This window comes from Candidatus Burkholderia verschuerenii, assembly GCF_001189365.1.
GTDB lineage: Bacteria > Pseudomonadota > Gammaproteobacteria > Burkholderiales > Burkholderiaceae > Caballeronia > Caballeronia verschuerenii.
Genome location: NZ_LFJJ01000036.1, coordinates 1 through 18737, shown reverse-complemented (window position 1 = coordinate 18737; position 18737 = coordinate 1). Strand labels below are relative to the sequence as shown.

Annotated in this window: 17 protein-coding genes and 3 pseudogenes; 2 read left to right on the top strand and 18 right to left on the bottom strand. The window is 63.8% G+C overall.

Translation table 11 applies throughout. From position 1 onward, the window contains the following. Positions 1 to 52 precede the first annotated feature (52 nt). From BVER_RS36205 to ndk, 3 genes and pseudogenes are all read right to left on the bottom strand, one after another. Positions 53 to 1148 (bottom strand): annotated as a pseudogene (locus tag BVER_RS36205) (helix-turn-helix domain-containing protein). A 222-nt stretch (positions 1149 to 1370) separates the two neighbouring features. Then, positions 1371 to 2513, bottom strand: coding sequence for a dual-specificity RNA methyltransferase RlmN (gene rlmN, locus BVER_RS09520; protein WP_050453096.1), 1143 nt, complete (start codon positions 2511 to 2513; stop codon positions 1371 to 1373). 193 nt (positions 2514 to 2706) lie between these two features. Further along, positions 2707 to 3132 (bottom strand): nucleoside-diphosphate kinase, encoded by a 426-nt coding sequence (gene ndk / locus BVER_RS09515; RefSeq protein ID WP_050453095.1) that lies wholly within the window; start codon positions 3130 to 3132, stop codon positions 2707 to 2709. A 338-nt stretch (positions 3133 to 3470) separates the two neighbouring features. Between ndk and BVER_RS09510 the strand changes: the two genes are divergently transcribed. Further along, complete coding sequence (locus BVER_RS09510) at positions 3471 to 4169, top strand: Bax inhibitor-1/YccA family protein (protein WP_050453082.1); 699 nt, start codon at positions 3471 to 3473, stop codon at positions 4167 to 4169. Positions 4170 to 4253: 84 nt separating this feature from the next. Here the strand turns inward: BVER_RS09510 and rlmD are convergent, their stop codons facing one another. The 6 genes from rlmD to surE all read right to left on the bottom strand — a co-directional run bounded on the left by rlmD (position 4254) and on the right by surE (position 10370). Next, positions 4254 to 5582, bottom strand: a complete 1329-nt coding sequence (gene rlmD / locus BVER_RS09505; RefSeq protein ID WP_232316468.1) for a 23S rRNA (uracil(1939)-C(5))-methyltransferase RlmD — start codon at positions 5580 to 5582, stop codon at positions 4254 to 4256. Positions 5583 to 5740: 158 nt separating this feature from the next. After that, positions 5741 to 6517 (bottom strand): 3'-5' exonuclease, encoded by a 777-nt coding sequence (locus BVER_RS09500; RefSeq protein ID WP_050453080.1) that lies wholly within the window; start codon positions 6515 to 6517, stop codon positions 5741 to 5743. Positions 6518 to 6557: 40 nt separating this feature from the next. Beyond that, entirely contained in the window at positions 6558 to 7670 is a 1113-nt protein-coding gene (gene rpoS / locus BVER_RS09495) for an RNA polymerase sigma factor RpoS (protein ID WP_050453079.1), read from the bottom strand. A gap of 29 nt (positions 7671 to 7699) precedes the next feature. Beyond that, positions 7700 to 8659, bottom strand: a complete 960-nt coding sequence (locus BVER_RS09490; protein ID WP_050453078.1) for a peptidoglycan DD-metalloendopeptidase family protein — start codon at positions 8657 to 8659, stop codon at positions 7700 to 7702. 5 nt (positions 8660 to 8664) lie between these two features. Beyond that, on the bottom strand, positions 8665 to 9642 hold the full coding sequence (locus BVER_RS09485) for a protein-L-isoaspartate(D-aspartate) O-methyltransferase (RefSeq protein ID WP_083452109.1): 978 nt from the start codon (positions 9640 to 9642) through the stop codon (positions 8665 to 8667). After that, positions 9612 to 10370, bottom strand: coding sequence for a 5'/3'-nucleotidase SurE (gene surE, locus BVER_RS09480; protein WP_050453076.1), 759 nt, complete (start codon positions 10368 to 10370; stop codon positions 9612 to 9614). Before surE ends, BVER_RS09485 begins: the two co-directional genes overlap by 31 nt. Before the next feature lie 114 nt (positions 10371 to 10484). Here surE and BVER_RS09475 point away from each other — a divergent pair. Continuing rightward, a pseudogene (locus BVER_RS09475) lies at positions 10485 to 11460 on the top strand (NADPH:quinone oxidoreductase family protein). A 30-nt stretch (positions 11461 to 11490) separates the two neighbouring features. Here BVER_RS09475 and BVER_RS09470 read toward each other — a convergent pair. The 9 genes and pseudogenes from BVER_RS09470 to BVER_RS29995 all read right to left on the bottom strand — a co-directional run. Further along, on the bottom strand, positions 11491 to 12444 hold the full coding sequence (locus BVER_RS09470; protein ID WP_050453075.1) for a glycosyltransferase family 9 protein: 954 nt from the start codon (positions 12442 to 12444) through the stop codon (positions 11491 to 11493). Between the two features lie 204 nt (positions 12445 to 12648). Beyond that, a complete protein-coding gene (locus BVER_RS09465) occupies positions 12649 to 13473 on the bottom strand; it encodes an ABC transporter permease (protein ID WP_050453074.1) in 825 nt (274 codons plus the stop codon). Then, positions 13463 to 14304, bottom strand: a pseudogene (locus BVER_RS09460) (ABC transporter ATP-binding protein). The gene BVER_RS09465 and the pseudogene BVER_RS09460 overlap by 11 nt, the downstream one beginning before the upstream one ends. Before the next feature lie 3 nt (positions 14305 to 14307). After that, positions 14308 to 15345, bottom strand: coding sequence for an ABC transporter substrate-binding protein (locus BVER_RS09455; RefSeq protein ID WP_050453073.1), 1038 nt, complete (start codon positions 15343 to 15345; stop codon positions 14308 to 14310). Positions 15346 to 15398: 53 nt separating this feature from the next. Then, positions 15399 to 16616, bottom strand: a complete 1218-nt coding sequence (locus BVER_RS09450; protein ID WP_050453072.1) for a CaiB/BaiF CoA transferase family protein — start codon at positions 16614 to 16616, stop codon at positions 15399 to 15401. A gap of 31 nt (positions 16617 to 16647) precedes the next feature. Continuing rightward, positions 16648 to 16872 carry a DUF1653 domain-containing protein gene (locus tag BVER_RS09445; protein WP_050453071.1) on the bottom strand — a complete coding sequence of 75 codons (225 nt, stop codon included), beginning with the start codon at positions 16870 to 16872 and terminating at the stop codon, positions 16648 to 16650. Between the two features lie 14 nt (positions 16873 to 16886). Continuing rightward, the gene (gene recR / locus BVER_RS09440) at positions 16887 to 17483 is read right to left on the bottom strand and encodes a recombination mediator RecR (RefSeq protein WP_050453094.1); all 597 of its coding nucleotides are present in this window, start codon (positions 17481 to 17483) and stop codon (positions 16887 to 16889) included. A gap of 50 nt (positions 17484 to 17533) precedes the next feature. After that, entirely contained in the window at positions 17534 to 17860 is a 327-nt protein-coding gene (locus tag BVER_RS09435; RefSeq protein WP_050453070.1) for a YbaB/EbfC family nucleoid-associated protein, read from the bottom strand. Positions 17861 to 17966: 106 nt separating this feature from the next. Continuing rightward, on the bottom strand, positions 17967 to 18737 hold a 771-nt coding region (locus tag BVER_RS29995; protein WP_332309080.1), incomplete at its 5' end, for a DNA polymerase III subunit gamma/tau C-terminal domain-containing protein.

The window sequence follows — 18737 nt, the reverse complement described above, 5'->3', positions numbered from 1 at the left end:
CCTGAATGATGCGCGTGCCCGATCCGCGTCCCGCCCGAAGCAGGAAAGCGGATTAAGGCAGTGTCAGACGGGCGACGTTGCCGCGTGCGCCGGCATAGCGTTTGGCATCGACGGGTTCGTCGTCGACCGACAGCGACTCGACACCCTTCACGTTGCCGACCGTCACCTTGAACGGCGCTTCGCCCTGCACGCGCTGCGTATTGCCCGCCTTGACGAGCCCGGAGAACACTTCCTTGCCGCGCACGCTGAACCAGCTATCTTCCTTCACCTTCAATTCGATCGCGCCCGACCCGCTGCCCGCGACGGTCGGCGCGGATGCGCCCGCTGCGACCGCGGCCGGCGCGGAAGCCGCCTTCGCCACCGTTGCCGCCGATGCACTCGCGGCATTTTGCGCCGCATCCAGCGCGGACGACAACGCCGGCAGCGCGTTCGTGCCGAGCGGACGCGGCATCGGCTGCTCGTTCGGCGAAGTCGCGACTTCCGGCAGCGACGCTTCGCCGGTGTTCGCGGCGGCGGCTTCGTCCGGCGTCTGCGTCGCCGATGCGCCCGACGGCTCGTTCGAACTGGTCGACGACGTCGCGGCGCTCGTGCTCGACTTCAGACGCGCGAGCCAGGCGGCCGAATCGCCGCCGGTATGCCACATGCCGAGCGCGACCAGCGCCACGAAAATCGAGCACGCCCCACAGCCACGACCGCTTGCGGCCCGACGAACTGCCGAGCGGCACCGACACGCGACCGCGCGGCAAACCCGCGCCCGCGGACGACAGCACCTTGAGATTGTGCGCGATCTCGCCGTCGTTACGCCGGAACGGCTGCGTAAACGGCGTCGGATCGGTGCCGAGAATCTTCGCGTAACTGCGCACGATCCCGGCCGCGAACGTGCGATCCGGCATCTGGCTGATATCGCCCGCTTCGAGCGCCTGCAATTTCTGCGGCGACACCTTCAGGCGCGCCGATACATCGTCGAGCGACCACGCCTTCGCCTGCCGGAGTTGCGCGAGGCGCGCTCCGACGGCCGGAATCGAATCCAGCGGCCCCATCTGGCTCTCGTTCGAGGCCATTCCACCTCCGGCCCGGGCGTCACGCAGACCGCCGGACGGATCGCCATCATGACTGCCGAAAGGCGCCGGGTGCTGCGGCTCACTCATCCCAATTTCCTCGCATCGATTCTTCTATCTTCTATATAGCGCTGCTGCGCCCACACGTTCCCAAACCACGCGAACGATACAACCTGGGCGCCGTCGCAGACGGCTTTATAACAAAATGTGCGGCTTTCCGTGCCGCATCCGAGCGCTGGCCGCGCCTTTTTGTCGGATTTTTCTTTTTATTGACTCGGAGACACGGGCTCGACGCCGGCCCGGCGTGCTCCGTCAGACCGCGCGCACCTCGATCACCTTACTCGCCGCGCGGCTCGTGCGCTCGGCAAGCTTCGTGCGATCCTGCACTTCGCCCGCCAACTGGCCGCATGCCGCGTCGATATCGTCGCCGCGCATCTTGCGCACGGTCGTGACGATGCCCGCATCCATCAGGATCTGCGCGAAGCGCTTGATCTGCTCGTTCTTCGAGCGCATCAGCCCCGACTCGGGGAACGGATTGAACGGAATGAGGTTGAACTTGCACGGCACGTCGCGCGTGACGGCGAGCAGTTCGCGCGCGTGCTGCTCGGTATCGTTGACGCCGTCGAGCATGCAGTACTCGAAGGTGATGAAATCGCGCGGCGCGACCTTCAGATAACGCTGGCACGCCGCCATCAATTCACGCAGCGGATACTTCTTGTTGAGCGGCACCAGCATGTCGCGCAGCGGATCGTTCGGCGCATGCAGCGATACCGCGAGCGCCACCGGCAAATCCGCGCCGAGACGGTCCATCATCGGCACGACGCCGGAGGTGGACAGCGTCACGCGGCGGCGCGACAGGCCGTAGGCGTTGTCGTCGAGCATCAGGCGCATGACGGGCACGACGGCGTCGTAGTTCAGCAGCGGCTCGCCCATGCCCATCATCACGACATTGGTGACGACGCGCTCGCCCTTGCCCGGCCCGCCCACTTCGCGGCCGTAGGACTTACGCAGCGCGAATTCCGCCATGCGCAACTGACCGATGATTTCACCGGTCGTCAGATTGCGCGAGAAACCTTGCTTGCCGGTGGAACAGAACCGGCAATTGACCGCGCATCCCGCCTGCGACGACACGCACAGCGTGCCGCGTGTTTCTTCGGGGATGAACACGGTTTCGACCGCGTTGCCGTTGCCGACGTCGATCAGCCACTTGCGCGTGCCGTCGGTGGAAACGTGGTCGCAAATGATGTCGGGCATCGCCATGTTGGCGCGGCCCTTGAGTTTTTCGCGCAGCGATTTCGCGAGATCCGTCATGCCGTCGAAGTCTTCGGCACCGTATTGATGGATCCAGCGCTGCAACTGCTTGGCGCGAAACGGCTTTTCGCCCAGGCTGCCGCAATACGCGGTGAGCCCGTCGGCGTCGAGATCGAGAAGGTTGACGGTGCTGCTGCTCGTCATATCGAGATGTGCCATTTCAAGATTGCGAAGCCCGGAAAATGTGTTCCGAGACCGTTCGCGCCATGTCTTGCTTTTTTGTTCAGCTATTTTGCGTCGAGGCGCGATGCCGACGGCGGCGTTCGAAAGCCGCCACGGCGACCAACGCTTGCTTCAATCGCCCGCTGCTTTTTGCGGCAGACGATTCCTGTGACGATTAACGCGAGTAGACGTTCACGCCCGGGAAGAAGAACGCTACTTCCTGAGCTGCCGTTTCCGGCGCGTCCGAGCCGTGGACTGCGTTCGCGTCGATGCTGTCGGCGAAGTCGGCGCGGATCGTGCCCTTGTCCGCCTTCTTCGGATCCGTCGCGCCCATCAGGTCGCGATTCTTGGCGATGGCGTTTTCGCCTTCCAGAACCTGGATCATGACCGGGCCCGACACCATGAATTCGACGAGGTCCTTGAAGAACGGATGTGCTGCGTGCACGGCGTAGAACTTTTCCGCATCCGCACGCGACAGATGAACCATGCGCGACGCAATGATCTTCAGGCCCGCGCCTTCGAAGCGGCTGTAGATCTGGCCGATAACGTTCTTAGCTACTGCATCCGGCTTGATAATCGACAGGGTGCGCTCGATCGCCATGAAAAACTCCAAAAAATGAACGGTTTACGGATTAAAACTAATCGACAATTGTAGCACGAAGCAGGGTATGATTGCGATTGAAACCTTGCGGCATCGTAAGGATAAAACCCTGCGAGGACTCGAGCCTGGCACGCACGCGAAATTGGGCCCGGAAGCATTGATTTCGCGTCGCGCGGGGCCCATATTGGAACGAAACGGCGCGTTGCAAGCCTGGGCATGTCGGGCGGCGCACCGGATTCGGTCCTAATACTGGCTTAAGTCCGCGACCTTAACATCGGTGTATGACGGAAGTCGCGGCAAGACCGACCGACGATCGACTATTGGAGTAAGGAGAAACCATGAACGAATCACCCTACGGATTTGGCCGTAATGGCAGCGTCACCTCGGTTGAGGTGCGCAACCGCGTGCTGCGCAACACCTACTGGCTGCTCGCGCTCTCGATGGTGCCGACGGTGCTCGGCGCCTGGGTGGGCGTGGCGACCGGCTTCTCGCTGTTCGCGGCGACCAGCCCGACCATGAGCTTCATCGCGTTTCTCGCGATCGCGTTCGGCTTCATGTTCGCGATCGAAAAAACCAAGAACAGCGGCATGGGCGTCGTCGTCCTGCTCGGCTTTACGTTCTTCATGGGACTGATGCTCTCGCGTCTGCTGAGCTTCATCCTCGGGTTTTCGAACGGGCCGCAGCTCATCATGATGGCCTTCGGCGGCACCGGCGTGATCTTCGCGGCCATGGCGACCATCGCCACCGTGAGCAAGCGCGATTTCTCGGGACTGGGCAAGTTCCTGTTCATGGGCGTGATCGTCATTCTGCTGGCGGCGTTCGCGAACATCTTCCTGCAACTGCCCGCGCTGATGATGACCATCTCGGTGCTCGCCATCGTGATCTTCTCGGCGTACATGCTGTTCGACGTGCAGCGCGTGGTGAACGGCGGCGAAACGAACTACATCAGCGCGACGCTGGCGATTTACCTCGACCTGTACAACGTCTTCACGAACCTGCTGGCGCTGCTCGGCATTTTCGGCGGCAACCGCAACTGATCGCGGCCGGTTGCAACAAAAACCGGCAATAAAAAACCGGCCTTCGGGCCGGTTTTTTTGCGTCTGCGGAAAACGCGCGTTCATTCAATCGCGCTCGAACAGCGCAATCGATTCGACGTGCGACGTATGCGGGAACATGTTCACGACGCCCGCGCCCTTCATCCGATATCCCGCCTCGTGCACGAGCAGACCCGCGTCGCGCGCGAGCGTCGCCGGATTGCAGGACACGTAGACGATACGCTTGGGCAGCAGCGCTTGCTCGCCAGCCTGCGCGAGATCGGCCAGCGCCTTCGACACCGCGAGCGCGCCCTCGCGCGGCGGATCGATCAGGAATTTGTCGAACGCGCCGAGCGCGCGGAAATCGTCGGCGGTCACTTCGAATAGGTTGCGGCACGCGAACGACGTATGACCGTCGACGCCATTGGCGCGGGCGTTCTCCAGCGCGCGCGTCGTCAGCGCCTCGCTGCCTTCGATGCCAACCACTTCGCGCGAACGGCGCGCCAGCGGCAGCGTGAAGTTGCCGATGCCGCAAAACAGATCGAGCACGCGATCGCCCGGCAGCGGCGCGAGCAGCGACAACGCGCGCGCCACCAGCACGCGGTTGATCTGGTGATTCACCTGCGTGAAATCGGTCGGCTTGAACGGCATGCGGATCGCGAATTCCGGCAGCGTGTAGGCCAGTTCGCGATCGAGCGGATAGAACGGATACACCGTGTCCGGGCCCTTCGGCTGAAGCCAGAACTGCACGTTGTGCTCGTCGGCGAAGCTGCGCAGGAGCGCTTCGTCGGCCTCCGTCAGCGGTTCGAGGATGCGCAGCACCAGCGCCGTCACGTCCGCGCCGACGGCGAGTTCGATCTGCGGCATGCGATCGCGGATCGACAGACCCGCCACCAGATGACGCAGCGGCACCAGCATCGCCGAGACATGCGGCGGCAGCACTTCGCAGCTCGTCATATCGGCGACGTAGCTGCTCTTGCGCTCGTGAAAGCCAACCAGCACGCCGCCCTTCTTCTCGACGTGCCGCACCGTCAGCCGCGCGCGATAGCGATATCCCCACGACGGACCATGGATCGGGCGGAACATCGTTTCGGCGCGCAGTTTCGACAGATGCTCGAGGTTGTCTTCCAGCACGCGCTGTTTCACGGCAATCTGCGCGCGCACATCGAGATGCTGCATCGAGCAGCCGCCGCAGGTGCCGAAAAACGTGCACTTCGGCGTGGTGCGGATGACGGCTTCGCGCAACACCTTGACCACCTGCGCCTGCTCGAAACTCGGCTTGCGGCGATAGCTCGTATAGCTCACCCGCTCGCCCGGCAACGCGCCTTCGACGAAGATCACCTTGCCCGGTTCGCCGTCCTCGTTGACGGTACGGCCGACGCCGCGCGCTTCCGCGTCGAGCGACACGATATCGATTTCGGGCGCGACGAAGTTCGGATCGACCGTGACGGATTTGGCCGGCGCGGCGCGGCGGCGTGGGGAATTTTTTCGAGCGGTTTCAGACACCTGCGTACTTCCTGGCTGACGGGATGGCAAAGGCGAGATTGTAGACGAACGTCATCGCCCTGCCGCGACTACTGTCCGAACGCCGCCAGATATTCGGCCCAATGCGGCGACGCTTCCTGCGCGAGCGCGTTCTTGACGAAGTTGATTTCGTCCGCGTATTCGTCGGACGTGAAACCGCCGCGCATCATCTGGAATCGGCAGTACATCAGGTAGGTGTTGACGACGTCGGTCTCGCAATAGTTGCGGATTTCCTCGATCTGGCCGTCGCAATAGGCATCCCAGACTCGGCCGCCGTCCATGCCGAGCTTGCCGGGAAAGCCGCACAGCTTGGCGAGCGCATCGAGCGGCGCATTGGCGCGCGCCTGATACATCGCCAGCACGTCCATCAGATCGGTGTGCCGCGGGTGGTAGCGGCTGAGATAGTTGTTGAACTTGAACTCGCGATCGTCCTGTCCCTGATCCCAATATCGCGGTGCCGCAATGCCATGCACCAGCGCGCGGTAATGCAGCACCGGCAGATCGAAACCGCCGCCGTTCCACGACACCAGTTGCGGCGTGTATTTTTCGATCACGCGATAGAACGACTGGATCAGCGCCGCTTCGCCGTCGGCGGGCGTGCCGAGCGAGCGCACGCGAAAACCGTTGTTATCGCGGAACACGCAGGAGATCGCCGCGACGCGTTGCAGATGATGCGGCAGAAAATCGTTGCCCACGCGCTCGCGGCGCGCTTCGAACGCATGTTCGGCAACTTCGCGGTTGGAGAGATCGGCGGGCAAATCTTCGAGACGGCGAATGCCGTCGACATCGGGAATCGTCTCGATGTCGAAAACGAGAATGGGAGTCATTGAATCGGAAAACGTGACGCCTCGCGGCGTCGTTGAGACGTTAGAGCACGGCGTCTTTACGCACGCCGTTGGACGCGAAGAACCGCTTGAGCCGCACGAGCGCTTCCTGCTGGATCTGGCGCACGCGTTCGCGCGTCAGGCCCATTTCGTCGGCGAGTTCTTCGAGCGTGGCCGGCTCGATATGGTTCAGCCCGAAGCGCCGTTCGATTACATGCCGGTGTTTGTCGGATAAACGCGACAGCCACAGACGCGTAAACGACTCGAGTTCGCGATGTTGCACTTCCGCATCGGGCGACTGGCTCTGGTCGTCCGACAACAGATCGAGCAGGCTGCTGCCCGGATCGAGGTCGAGCGGCGCGTCGAGCGAGGCCGTGTGTTCGTTGAGCGCGAGGATGTCGGTGACTTCCTCGGGCGTCTTGCCGGTGAGATAGGCGATATCGTCGATGCTGGCGTCGCGGCGCTCGGGCGCGACGGCATCGGTCGAATTGGCGGAATTCTTTTCGATATGACGCTTGGCGCGCAGCACCTGATTCAATTCGCGAATCACATGCACGGGCAGGCGCACGGTGCGCGCCTGATTCATGATCGCGCGTTCGATGCTCTGGCGAATCCACCAGGTGGCATACGTCGAAAAGCGGAAACCGCGCGTCGGATCGAATTTCTCGATGGCGTGCATCAAACCGAGATTGCCTTCCTCGATCAGATCGAGCAGCGGCACGCCACGGTTGAGATATCCCTTCGCGATGCTAACCACGAGCCGCAGATTGCGCTCGATCATGACCTGACGCGCGTCGAATTCGCCGGCTTTGGCCAGCCGCGAATAGCGCTGCTCTTCCTCGACGGTGAGCAGCGGCTTCACGCTGATGCGGTTCAGATAATGCTGGATGGTGTCGGCCGTGAGCTCGGCCTGCAGCATGGAGCGGAAGTCGTCGACGTCGGGCGCGGAATCGTTTGCGCTTTCGCCCGATTCCTCCTTGTTGCCCTTGCCGCGACGCCCGCCCTCTTCTTCGCTGTCTCCATCACCCTCGAACTCGACCTCGATTTGCTCGACGTCTTCGTCACGGGCGGAAGCGCCGTCGTCCGCCGACACTTGCAACGGTCGGCTGCTGGTCTCGGTCTCGGCTTGCGGCAAGCGGCGCTTCGTTTTCGGCATGATGGTTTCGCATTATTGCAGCGCGCGCTTTATTGCGGTGGCAAATACTTCAGTGGGTCAACAGGTTTACCCTGCCGGCGAACTTCGAAATGCAACATCACGCGGTCCGAATCGCTGTTACCCATCTCAGCGATCTTCTGCCCTTTGGTCACCGCGTCCCCTTCTTTTACCATCAAAGCCCGGTTGTGTGCGTATGCCGTGAGAAAAGTTGCGTCGTGCTTGATGATAATGAGATTACCGTATCCGCGCAGCCCATTTCCCGAATAAACCACGCGCCCATCGGCCGATGCGATCACCGGATCGCCCGCCGCGCCGCCGATGTTCAAGCCCTTGTTCTTGGCGTCGTCGAAGGTACCGAGGATCGGACCGCGCGCCGGCCAGATGAACGCCGGCTGAGCGGCCGCGCCGTTATCCGCGCCGGGCGTCGCCGGAAAGTTCGGCGCCGCGCCCGAGGCCATGCCCGCTGCACCCGCCGCCGCGCCCATGCCCGAATTCGGACCGTAATACGGCGGCTGTCCCGTCGCGCCCGTCGTTACGCCGGGCTGCGCGTAGCCGTTGTTCGTGCCGTTGAGCGGCTGAGCCTGCACGCCGCCGCCGGTGATCAGCGCAGTCGCCACGCCCGGCGTCGCCGCCGCCACGTTGGCTCCCGGAGGCGCGACGCGCATCAACTGGCCGACTTCGATCTGGTTAGGATTGGTCAGGTTGTTCCACGTTGCGATGTCGTGATAATTCTGACCGTTTTCTAGTGCGATCCGATATAGGGTGTCGCCCGGCTTCACACGCACATAACCGGGCTGCAGCGGACCGTTGTCCGGCGTCTGCGCCGCGGTAGTGCTGAGGGCCGCGCCCGTCCGGTCGACGACCGGCGCCTGGTCGAGACGCGAGGAACAGGCGGCCAGCACGGACAGCGCAACGATACAAACGACGCGTTGCGCCGCCGTCAGGCGAACGTCCGCACTCACTTCTCGCTTAACACGCAAGATACTCATCGGTGTCAAATCACTCCGGATTTTAAGGGTACAAAGAAAACACGATCAAGCTGCTCTTCCCGCCATTGTGTGGGCGAAACGCGCGTCACCAGCGTCAGCACCTGCGACTGCGCGGTCTGCGATCCGACCGGCGCGACGAGTCTGCCGCCGACCGCCAGTTGATCGAGCAGATCCTGCGGCACGTCGAGCCCGGCGCAGGCGATGACGATGGCGTCGAACGGCGCGGCGGCGAGACCCAACCGGCCGTCGCCGTAATGCAGCCTGATATTCGGCACGCGCAGCGGCCGAAGATTGAGTTTGGCGCGCTCCGACAACGGACGCACGCGTTCGATGGAATACACCTCGCGGGCCACCTGCGACAACACCGCCGCCTGATAGCCGCAGCCCGTGCCGATCTCCAGGACCTTGTCGAGCCGGCGGCCGGTCGCGACCAGTTCGATCATGCGCGCGACGACCGACGGCTTCGAGATGGTCTGGTGATGACCGATCGGCAGCGCGGCGTCTTCGTACGCCTGCGCGGCCAGCCCCGGATCGACGAACATATGGCGCGGCACGACCGACATCGCGTTCAGCACGCGCGGATCGGTGATGCCGTTGGCGCGCAGCCGTTCGACCATGCGCTCGCGGACCCGTTCCGAGGTCAGCGTCTGCGTGCTGGCCAGCGCGACGTTGGGCGCGCCCTTCTTCGTCGCGACGGAGGCGGCGTTCAGGTCGCGTTCGCCCGGACGCGGTGTGGGACGGGCCGCGCTCGTCCGCGCGGGCGTGGCATGCGTGGTGCCGTGCGTGGTGCGCTTGGTATCGGCCGGAACGGGCTTCGTCGCGCTGGACGTCGACGTCAGCGACACGACGCCCGCGCGCTTGCTGCGCGAGGCATCGGCGCGGCCGGCGGGCTTACGCGGCTCGCGCACCAGATCCGCGAGCGCCAGCGGGAAGCGCTTGGCGCGCTCGTCCGTCATGTGCGATGGCTCCCGGCACGCGCCCATTCGCGCGTCTCGGCCATGAGCTTCGTATGCGTGAGATCGAGTTGCAGCGGCGTGATCGACACGAAGCCGTTCGCCACCGCGTGGAAGTCGGTGCCTTCGCTCGCGTCGAGCGCGTCGCCGGAAGGACCGATCCAGTAGATCGGATTGCCGCGCGGATCGGTCTGCCGAATGACCGGCTGCGACGGATGCCGCTTGCCCAGCCGCGTGGCTTTCCACTCGCCGAGTTGATCGTACGGCAGGCTGGGAATGTTCACGTTGAGCAACGGATGCCCCGGCATCGGGTGATCCAGAAAATGCGCGGTGATTTCGGCGGCGACGCGCGCGGCATCTTCGAGATGCAGCCAGTCGCGCCCGACCAGCGAGAACGCGATGGACGGCACGCCGAACATGAACCCTTCGGTGGCAGCCGCGACCGTGCCGGAATACAAAGTGTCTTCGCCGACGTTCTGACCGTTGTTGATGCCCGACACAACGAGGTCGGGCTTGTGCTCGAGCATGCCCGTCAGCGCGATATGCACGGAGTCGGTCGGCGTGCCGTTGACGAAATTGAAACCGTTCGGCGCCTGATGCACGGACAACGGCCGCGACAGCGTAAGCGAGTTCGATGAACCGCTGCAGTTCTGTTCCGGCGCCATGACCGTGACATCGCCGAGCGGCTGCAAAGCGGCGTGCAGCACGTTGATGCCGCGCGCCAGATAACCGTCGTCATTGCTGAGTAGGATTCGCATCCGGCGATTGTAACCGAGGAAACATGGCACGCGGACGACTGAAAGGCAAGCATGGAACGCTCGGCAACACTGTGCGCTCTGCCCTACACTGAGCCGGCCAATCAAGGAGACACCATGCGCGCCGTACGATGCAACGAACACGGACTACCCGACACGCTTTCTATCGAGACGCTGCCCGACCTTCATCCCGAAGCGGGCGACATGATCATCGATGTGAAGGCGGCGAGCGTCAATTTTCCCGACGTGCTGATCATCCAGAACAAATATCAGTTCAAGCCGCCGCTGCCGTTTACGCCGGGTGCGGAGTTCGCGGGCATCGTGCGCGAGGTCGGCGCGGGCGTGCAGCGCTTCAGGCCCGGCATGCGCGTGGCCGCTTATACCACGCAAGGCGCGTTCGCCGAGCAGGCGCGCGCCAGCGAGGCGGCCTGCATTCCGCTTCCCGACGACGTCGATTTCGCCGATGCCGCCGCCTTCACGCTCGCCTACGGCACCTCGTATCACGCGCTGGTGGATCGCGGACAGCTCAAGGCCGGCGATACGCTGCTCGTGCTCGGCGCGGCGGGCGGCGTCGGGCTGGCGGCGATCCAGGATCGGCAAGATCGTCGGCGCGCGGGTGATCGCGGCGGCGTCGAGCCAGGAGAAGATCGCGTTCTGCAAGCAGCACGGCGCGGATGACGGCATCGACTATGCGAACGAGGATTTGCGCGAGCGCGTCAAGGCGCTGACCGACGGTCGCGGGCCGGATGTCATATTTGATCCGGTGAGCGGCGCGTATGCGGAGCCGGCGTTTCGCAGCATCGGCTGGCGCGGGAGATATTTGGTCGTGGGATTCGCCAACGGCGAGATCCCGAAGCTGCCGCTCAATCTCGCGCTGCTGAAGGGCGCGAGCATCGTCGGCGTGTTCTGGGGCGATCACATGCGCCGCGAGCATGCGCTTGCCGATCAGGAATTCGCGACGATGGTCGAGTGGATCAAGGCCGGCAAGCTGCGCCCGGTCGTGACGAAACGCTATGCGCTCGCCGACACGCCGCAAGCGCTCGACGACATGATGAATCGCCGCGTGACGGGGAAGATCGTGATCGAGATGTGAGGCGCGCTTTTGGCGTAAAGGCGCGGCCGTTCACGCGTCGGTCACGATGCCCGCGCGAACGGTATCGACTTCGCGTAGCCCGTTCGATTTGTGATGCTGCGCGGCCCGCGCGCTGATGCCCTGCAGATTTTCGAACGCCGCATGCACGCGTCCGACGCTCAGCAGACGTTGCCATAAGCGCTCCCGCAGCGCGCCGAACGGCACCACCGACGGCGGCAGCACGATCGCGCCCGGTCCCCAGCAGCCCGGCCGCCACGAGCGCGCGAGTCCGCGTCGCATGAAAAGCGTGAGCGTCGGCACGCCGATGGACGACGCGAGGTGCCCGAGTCCCGAATCGTTGCCGATGAACCAGCCCGATTCCGCGATCCACGCGGCGACATCGCCGAGATGCGGCAGCGCGTTGACTTCGTGGCCATCGCGGGCGATATCGCCCCAGCCGTCGATTTCGCCCGGCGCGACCAGAAAGCTCGGCGCGAGCCGGCGATGCCTGAGCATGGTCGATAGCGCGAGGAACTTGCGGCGTCCCCACATCTTCTCCGGATGGCTGCCGGTGGGATGGATCACCACGCGCTCGGCCATGCGTCCGCGCACGATGCCGGACGGCACGATCAGCCCGTTCGAGCGTGTCACGTCGCGAAGTTGCAGCACGTTCGCCGCGATATCGACGATGCGGTCGACCATATGCTTCGAACCGCCGTATTCGGGCAACGTCGCGATACACAGCGTGCGGCCATTGCGGCTCAATGCGCGCGCGTAATCCGTCGGCCGAAATTCGATGACCTTATCGAAAGCGCCCTGCCATTCGCCGGGACGCCCGACGCGCACGGCCGGCAGCCAGTCCGCGAGTTGCTCGGCGACCCATCCGAAAACCACCGGCCGATAGCCGTTGCGTACGAGATTGTTGACGAGAACCAGCCCGATCAGACTGTCGCCGATCGGCTGTGGCAACGCCACCGCGACCGTGGTGTCGGTATGCAATCTCATTCCAGTCAAAGCGTGTGTGTAAGAAGCGCCGTGCCGCCGATGCGCGATTCATCGGGTCGACGTCATGCCGGGCGCGATCGATGGGAGAAAAACATATCCGAATCAAGCGCGCAAAACCGACATTTTTTGTCGTGCGCGACGCACGAGACAAAGCGGCCACGCGGCAATGCGTCGCCGCGTATCAAACCACACGCGCGTGACAGACTAAAGTTTTTCCGTCTCGCCGCTTTTGGGCTGCCATTTCATCAGCCGATGTTCGAGCACCGCGACGAGACCGTCGAGCACCAGCGCGAAGGCCGTCAGCACGAGAATCCCGGCGAACACGGTGTTGATGTCGAAAGTGCCTTCGGCCTGCAGGATCAGATAGCCGACACCGCGCACCGAGCCCAGATATTCGCCGACCACCGACCCGACGAAGGCCAGCCCGACCGATGTATGCAGGCTCGAAAACACCCAGCTCGTGGCACTCGGCAAATAGACGTGCCGCAACAACTGCTTGCGATTCGCGCCGAGCATGCGCGCGTTGGCGAGCACGACCGGACTGACTTCCTTCACGCCCTGATAGACGTTGAAGAACACGATGAAAAACACCAGCGTCACACCGAGCGCGACCTTCGACCAGATGCCCAGTCCGAACCACACCGCGAAGATCGGCGCGAGAATCACGCGCGGCATCGAGTTGGCGGCCTTGATGTACGGATCGAGCAGCGCGCTGGTCATCGGCGCGAGCGCGAGCCACAGGCCGACCGCCAGCCCCAATACCGTGCCGATCACGAACGCCAGCACGGTCTCGATCAGCGTCACCCACAGATGCAGATAGATTTCGCCGCCGCTGAACCACTCCCAGATGCGCATCAGCACCTTCTGCGGTTCGCCGAAGAAGAACGCGGCCTTGTTGGCATCGTCGAAATAGAACGGCGGCAAAAGCGTCGGACTGGTCAGCACGTACCAGAGCACGAAGCACGCGATCAGCAGCATCCATTGCCACACGATGAGATTGCGGCGATTCGGGCGCAACCTATTCCACATGATCCTGTTGCCTCAATTGCTGTTGATAACCCTTCAGCACTTCCTCGCGCAGCACGTCCCAAATCTGCGCATGCAGTTCGACGAAGCGCGGATGCGAGCGAATCTCCGCGACATCGCGCGGACGCGGCAAGTCGATGGCGAACTCGCCGATCGGATGCGTGCCCGGCCCCGCCGACAGCACGACCACGCGATCCGACATCGAAATGGCTTCGTCGAGATCGTGCGTGATGAAGAGCACGGCCTTGCGCTTGGCGGCCCACAGATCGAGCAGCTCGTTTTCCATCAACTGGCGCGTCTGGATATCGAGCGCGGAAAACGGCTCGTCCATCAGGATGATGTCGGGATCGAGAATCAGCGTCTGCGCCATCGCGACGCGCTTGCGCATGCCGCCCGACAGCTGATGCGGATAACGATCGCCGAATCCGCCCAGTCCCACGCGCTTGAGCCATTCCTCGCCGCGCGCGTCGGCATCGCGCTTCGGCAGGCCCTGGAACGAGAGGCCGGCCGTCACGTTATCGAGCGCCGAGCGCCAGGGCATCAGGCCATCAGGCCATCGGCCTGAAACATATAGCCCGCGCGTTTGTTGATGCCCGCAAGCTTTTCGCCGAACACGCTCACCGTGCCCGACGACGGCGCGAGCAAGCCCGCCGACACGTTCAGCAAGGTGGACTTGCCGCATCCCGTTGGGCCGACGACCGACACGAACTCGCCCGACGCGATCGCCAGCGTCGTGTCGCGCACGGCGGTGTAGCGGTCGCGCCGATTGTCGCGCGAGGCGAAGGTGCAGGTGACGTCGTGCAGCGCGAGCGCCGGAGCCGATGATCCGTTCATCGCTCAGGCCTTGACGGTCGCGAGCGCCTTCTTCACGAAGTCGTTGGTCCACGCTTTCGACAGATCGATCGGCTTGCCCTTCACGGTTTCGTCGAAGGCCTGCAAGGTCTTGAGCGACGTCGACGGGCCGTCTTCCGGCATCAGACCGTCAGGCGACATCGCCTCCTTGACGTGCTGCCACGAATCCAGATACAGCGCGCGATCGCCGAGCAGATAGCCTTCCGGCACGGTCGCGATCAGGTCCTTGCCCGATGCGCCCTGCAACCACTTCAGCGCGCGCACCATCGCGTTGGTCAGCGCCTGCGTCGTGTTCGGATTCTTCGTGATGAAGCTCTGCGACGCGTACAGGCAGCCGGCCGGCATATTGCCGCCGAACACGGTTTTGGTATCGGCGAGCGTGCGCGTGTCGGAGATGATGCGGATATCGCCGGCGCGGTCGAGCTTGGTCATCACCGGATCGAGATTGGCGATGGCGTCGATCTGGCCGGATTCGAGCGCGGCGATCGCGCCCGCTCCCGCGCCCACACCGATGAACACGACATCGGTCGGCTTGATGCCGGCCTTCGCCAGCGCGAACGACGCCATGATCGACGTCGACGAACCCGGCGCGGTCACGCCGATCTTCTTGCCCTTCAGATCGGCGAGCGACTTGTAGTTGGGCATCGCCTTCTTCGATACGGCGAAAACGATCTGCGGCGCGCGTCCTTGCAGCACAAATTCGCGGAAGTACTGGTTTTTCGCCTGCAGCAGCAGCGTGTGCTCGAACGCGCCGGACACCACGTCCGCGCTGCCACCGACCGCCGCCTGCAAGGCCTTCGCGCCGCCGGCGAAATCGCTGATCTCGACGTCGAGTCCTTCGTCCTTGAAGTAGTTACGCTTTTCCGCGATGGTCAGCGGCAGGTAATAGAAGAGATTCTTCCCGCCAACCGCGATGGCCACCTTGCTTTGCTCAGGCTTACCCTGCGCAAAGGCAAACGGCGCGGCCGACCATGCACCACTCGCGAGCACGGCACCGCTCGCGATGAACGTTCTGCGTTTCATCGTTGTTGTCTCCTTGATTCTTTTAGTTTTGCGCGCGCGATCGGCTTTGAGGCTCAGATCACCTTGCTCGCGCGTAATCGCGCGATATCGTCGGGATGATACCCGAGCGTTTGAAGCACTTCATCCGTGTGTTCACCGAGTTCGGGGCCGAGCCAGCGTGTTTCGCCCGGTGTTTCCGACAGTTTCGGCGTGACGTTGGGCAGCGTGATTTCCTTGCAGTCCTGCCACGGAAAACGCTGCAGCATCTGCCGAGCGAGAAATTGCGAATCGGCGAACATATCTGCGACGCTGTAGATGCGGCCCGCCGGCACGTCGGCGGCGTTGAGCACGACCAACGCTTCGTCGATGCTGCGCGTCGACAGCCACGCGGCGATCGCATCGTCGATTTCCTGCGTGCGCGGCACGCGGCCATCGTTCGAGGCGAGCGCGGGATCGTCGGCCAGATCGGCGCGGTCGATGGCTTTCATCAGCCGCTTGAAGATCGGATCGCTATTGCCGCCGATCACGATACTGCCATCGCGGCACGGATACGTATTCGACGGCACGATGCCCGGCAGCGACGCGCCGGTACGCTCGCGCACCATGCCGTACACGCCGTATTCGGGCACCACGCTTTCCATCATGTTGAAGACGGCTTCGTACAGCGCGACGTCGACGACCTGCCCCTTGCCGCCGTTGATCTGCTTGTGATGCAGCGCCATCAGCGCGCCGATCACGCCATGCAGCGCGGCAATCGAATCGCCGATGGAAATGCCGATGCGCGGCGGCGGCAGTTCGGGATAGCCGGTGATATGACGCAATCCACCCATCGATTCGGCGATCGCGCCGAAACCCGGACGATCGCGATACGGCCCGGTCTGACCGTAACCGGACAGTCGCACCATCACGAGACCGGGATTCTCGGCGGACAGCGTTTCATAGCCGAGCCCGAGTTTTTCGAGCAGGCCCGGCCGAAAATTTTCGACAACGATATCCGCTTCCTTCGCGAGCCGTTTGACGATCTCCTTGCCTTCGTCGCTCTTGAGATTGATCGTCACCGACTTCTTGTTACGCGCCTGCACTGCCCACCACAGCGACGTGCCGCCCACTTCCGGATACAGCTTGCGCCATTTGCGCAGCGGATCGCCGCCATTCGGATCTTCGATCTTGATGACGTCCGCGCCGAACTCGCCCATGAAACGCGCGGCGAACGGCCCGGCGATGAGCGTGCCCAGTTCCAGTACCTTGACGCCGGCGAGTGGTCCTGAGTTTGGCAAACCCGTTGCGCTCATGGGCGTTGTCTCCTTTATATGTGCGTGTTTTTTAGAGCGGAATATCGAGCGGTTTGAAACGCGGCGTGCCGTCGGCGAGCGTCTCGTTGAACATCGCGGCGGGACGCACCCACAGACCGCGTTCGTGCGGCCACAGATGTTCGTAGACGATCATCGCTTCCTCGGTTTCCGAGTGGCGCGCCACGCCGATCACGCGATACAAGCCGCCCTTGTAATGGCGATGCGTCGCGAGCGCGAGGGCTTCCTGTTCTGTCATGGATTCGATTTCCTTTAGACGGAGCGGCGGTCGAGCATCGCGCGCGCGATGGTGCCCGCGTCGACGTATTCCAGCTCGCTGCCGACCGGCACGCCGCGCGCCAGTCGCGTGACCTTGAGCCCCTTCGACTTGAGCGTCTGCGCGAGATAGTGCGCGGTGGCTTCGCCTTCGTTGGTGAAGTTGGTCGCGAGCACGACTTCGCGCACTTCGCCGTCGAGCGCGCGCTGGATGAGCCGCTCGAAGTGAATTTCCTTCGGCCCGATGCCGTCGAGCGGACTGAGCCGTCCCATCAGCACGAAATACAGCCCTTTGTACGTGAGCGTCTGTTCGAGCATGATCTGATCGGCGGGCGTTTCCACCACGCATAGCAGCGCCGGATCGCGCTCCTCGTCGCTGCAAACCTCGCAGATCTCGGCTTCGGTGAAGGTGTTGCACTTCGCGCAGTGCTTCAGATGCTCGGTCGCGAACAGCAGCGATTGCCCGAGTTTCTCGGCGGCCGCGCGATCGTGCTGCATCAGGTGATACGCCATGCGCTGCGCCGATTTCGGTCCGACGCCGGGCAGCGCGCGCAGCGCCTCGACCAGCGCCGACAGGGCTGAAGGTTGTTTCATGTTTTCCTTAAACGCCGGCACGAGGGACGTGCGCCCGTCGTGCCGCGCGATCAGAACGGCAGCTTGAAGCCCAGCGGCATCGGCATGCCGGCGGTCATGCCGCTCATTTTTTCCTGCGTGGTGGCTTCGGCCTTGCGCACGGCATCGTTGAATGCGGCGGCGACCAGATCTTCCAGCATGTCCTTGTCGTCGGCGAGCAGGCTCGGGTCGATCGACACGCGCTTGACGTCGTTCTTGCAGGTCATCGTCACCTTGACGAGGCCGGCGCCGGACTGGCCCTCGACTTCGATCAGCGCGAGCTGGTCCTGCATCTTCTTCATGTTCTCTTGCATCTGCTGGGCTTGTTTCATCAACCCGGCGAGTTGGTTCTTCATCATGATTCGGCTCCTTGCTGGAAACGTGTAGCGGGCAAGCACACCGTCGCGGGCGCACCCGGCATTCGATTAGGGATGCGCGACGCCACGACGGACGCCGCGCCGTCATTCAATTCGGTGTCGCGCCCGATGTGGCGATCGGCTTGATCGAACCTTGCACGATGCTCGCGCCGAAATCGCGGATCAGCGACTGCACGAACGGGTCCTGTCTGATCTCCTGTTCGGCTTCCTGCTGACGCTTCGCGCGATGCTGTGCGTCGAGTGCGGCGGCGGTGCGGCGCGCGGGCCCGACCGTGACATCGACTTCGATCGCGCGGCCGAGCTTGTCGGCGAGCGCGGTCTTGAGCTTGGCGACGTGCGCGGTGTCGGCGTACATCTGCACCGCGACGGCGAGCTTGATCGAGTTCGCGTCGCAGGCGGTGAGTTCGCTGTTGAAGGCGAGCTGATACGACACGCCCTTCAGCGCCAGACCGACGGCGAGCGCCGGCCATTCGAGCGCGACGCCGAGCGCGTCCAGCGCGACGGCGGGCGGCAACGGCGTGGTGTCGATCTTCGGCGCAGGCGCATACGACGGCGTCTCGCTGCCGAAGCGCATGTCGTCGGGACCGCTGTCGCTGTCGAAGGCGGGAACGAAACCGTCATCGGGCGCGGAAAAGTAATCCGCTTCCGACGATGCCGGGGGCGCGTAGTCGTCTGGCGGAATCTCTTCCCACGGCGGGATATCGCCCGCATCGGCGACGCGTTTGGCTTGCGGGGCCGGCGACGGCGCGGGGTCGCGGCGCGGCGCCGGCGCCTTGGCGTGGACGGCGGGGTTGGGCGCGGGGGGCGCGTGCCGCGCGGGGGTGGGGGGGGGGGGGGGGGGGGGGGGGGGGGGGGGGGG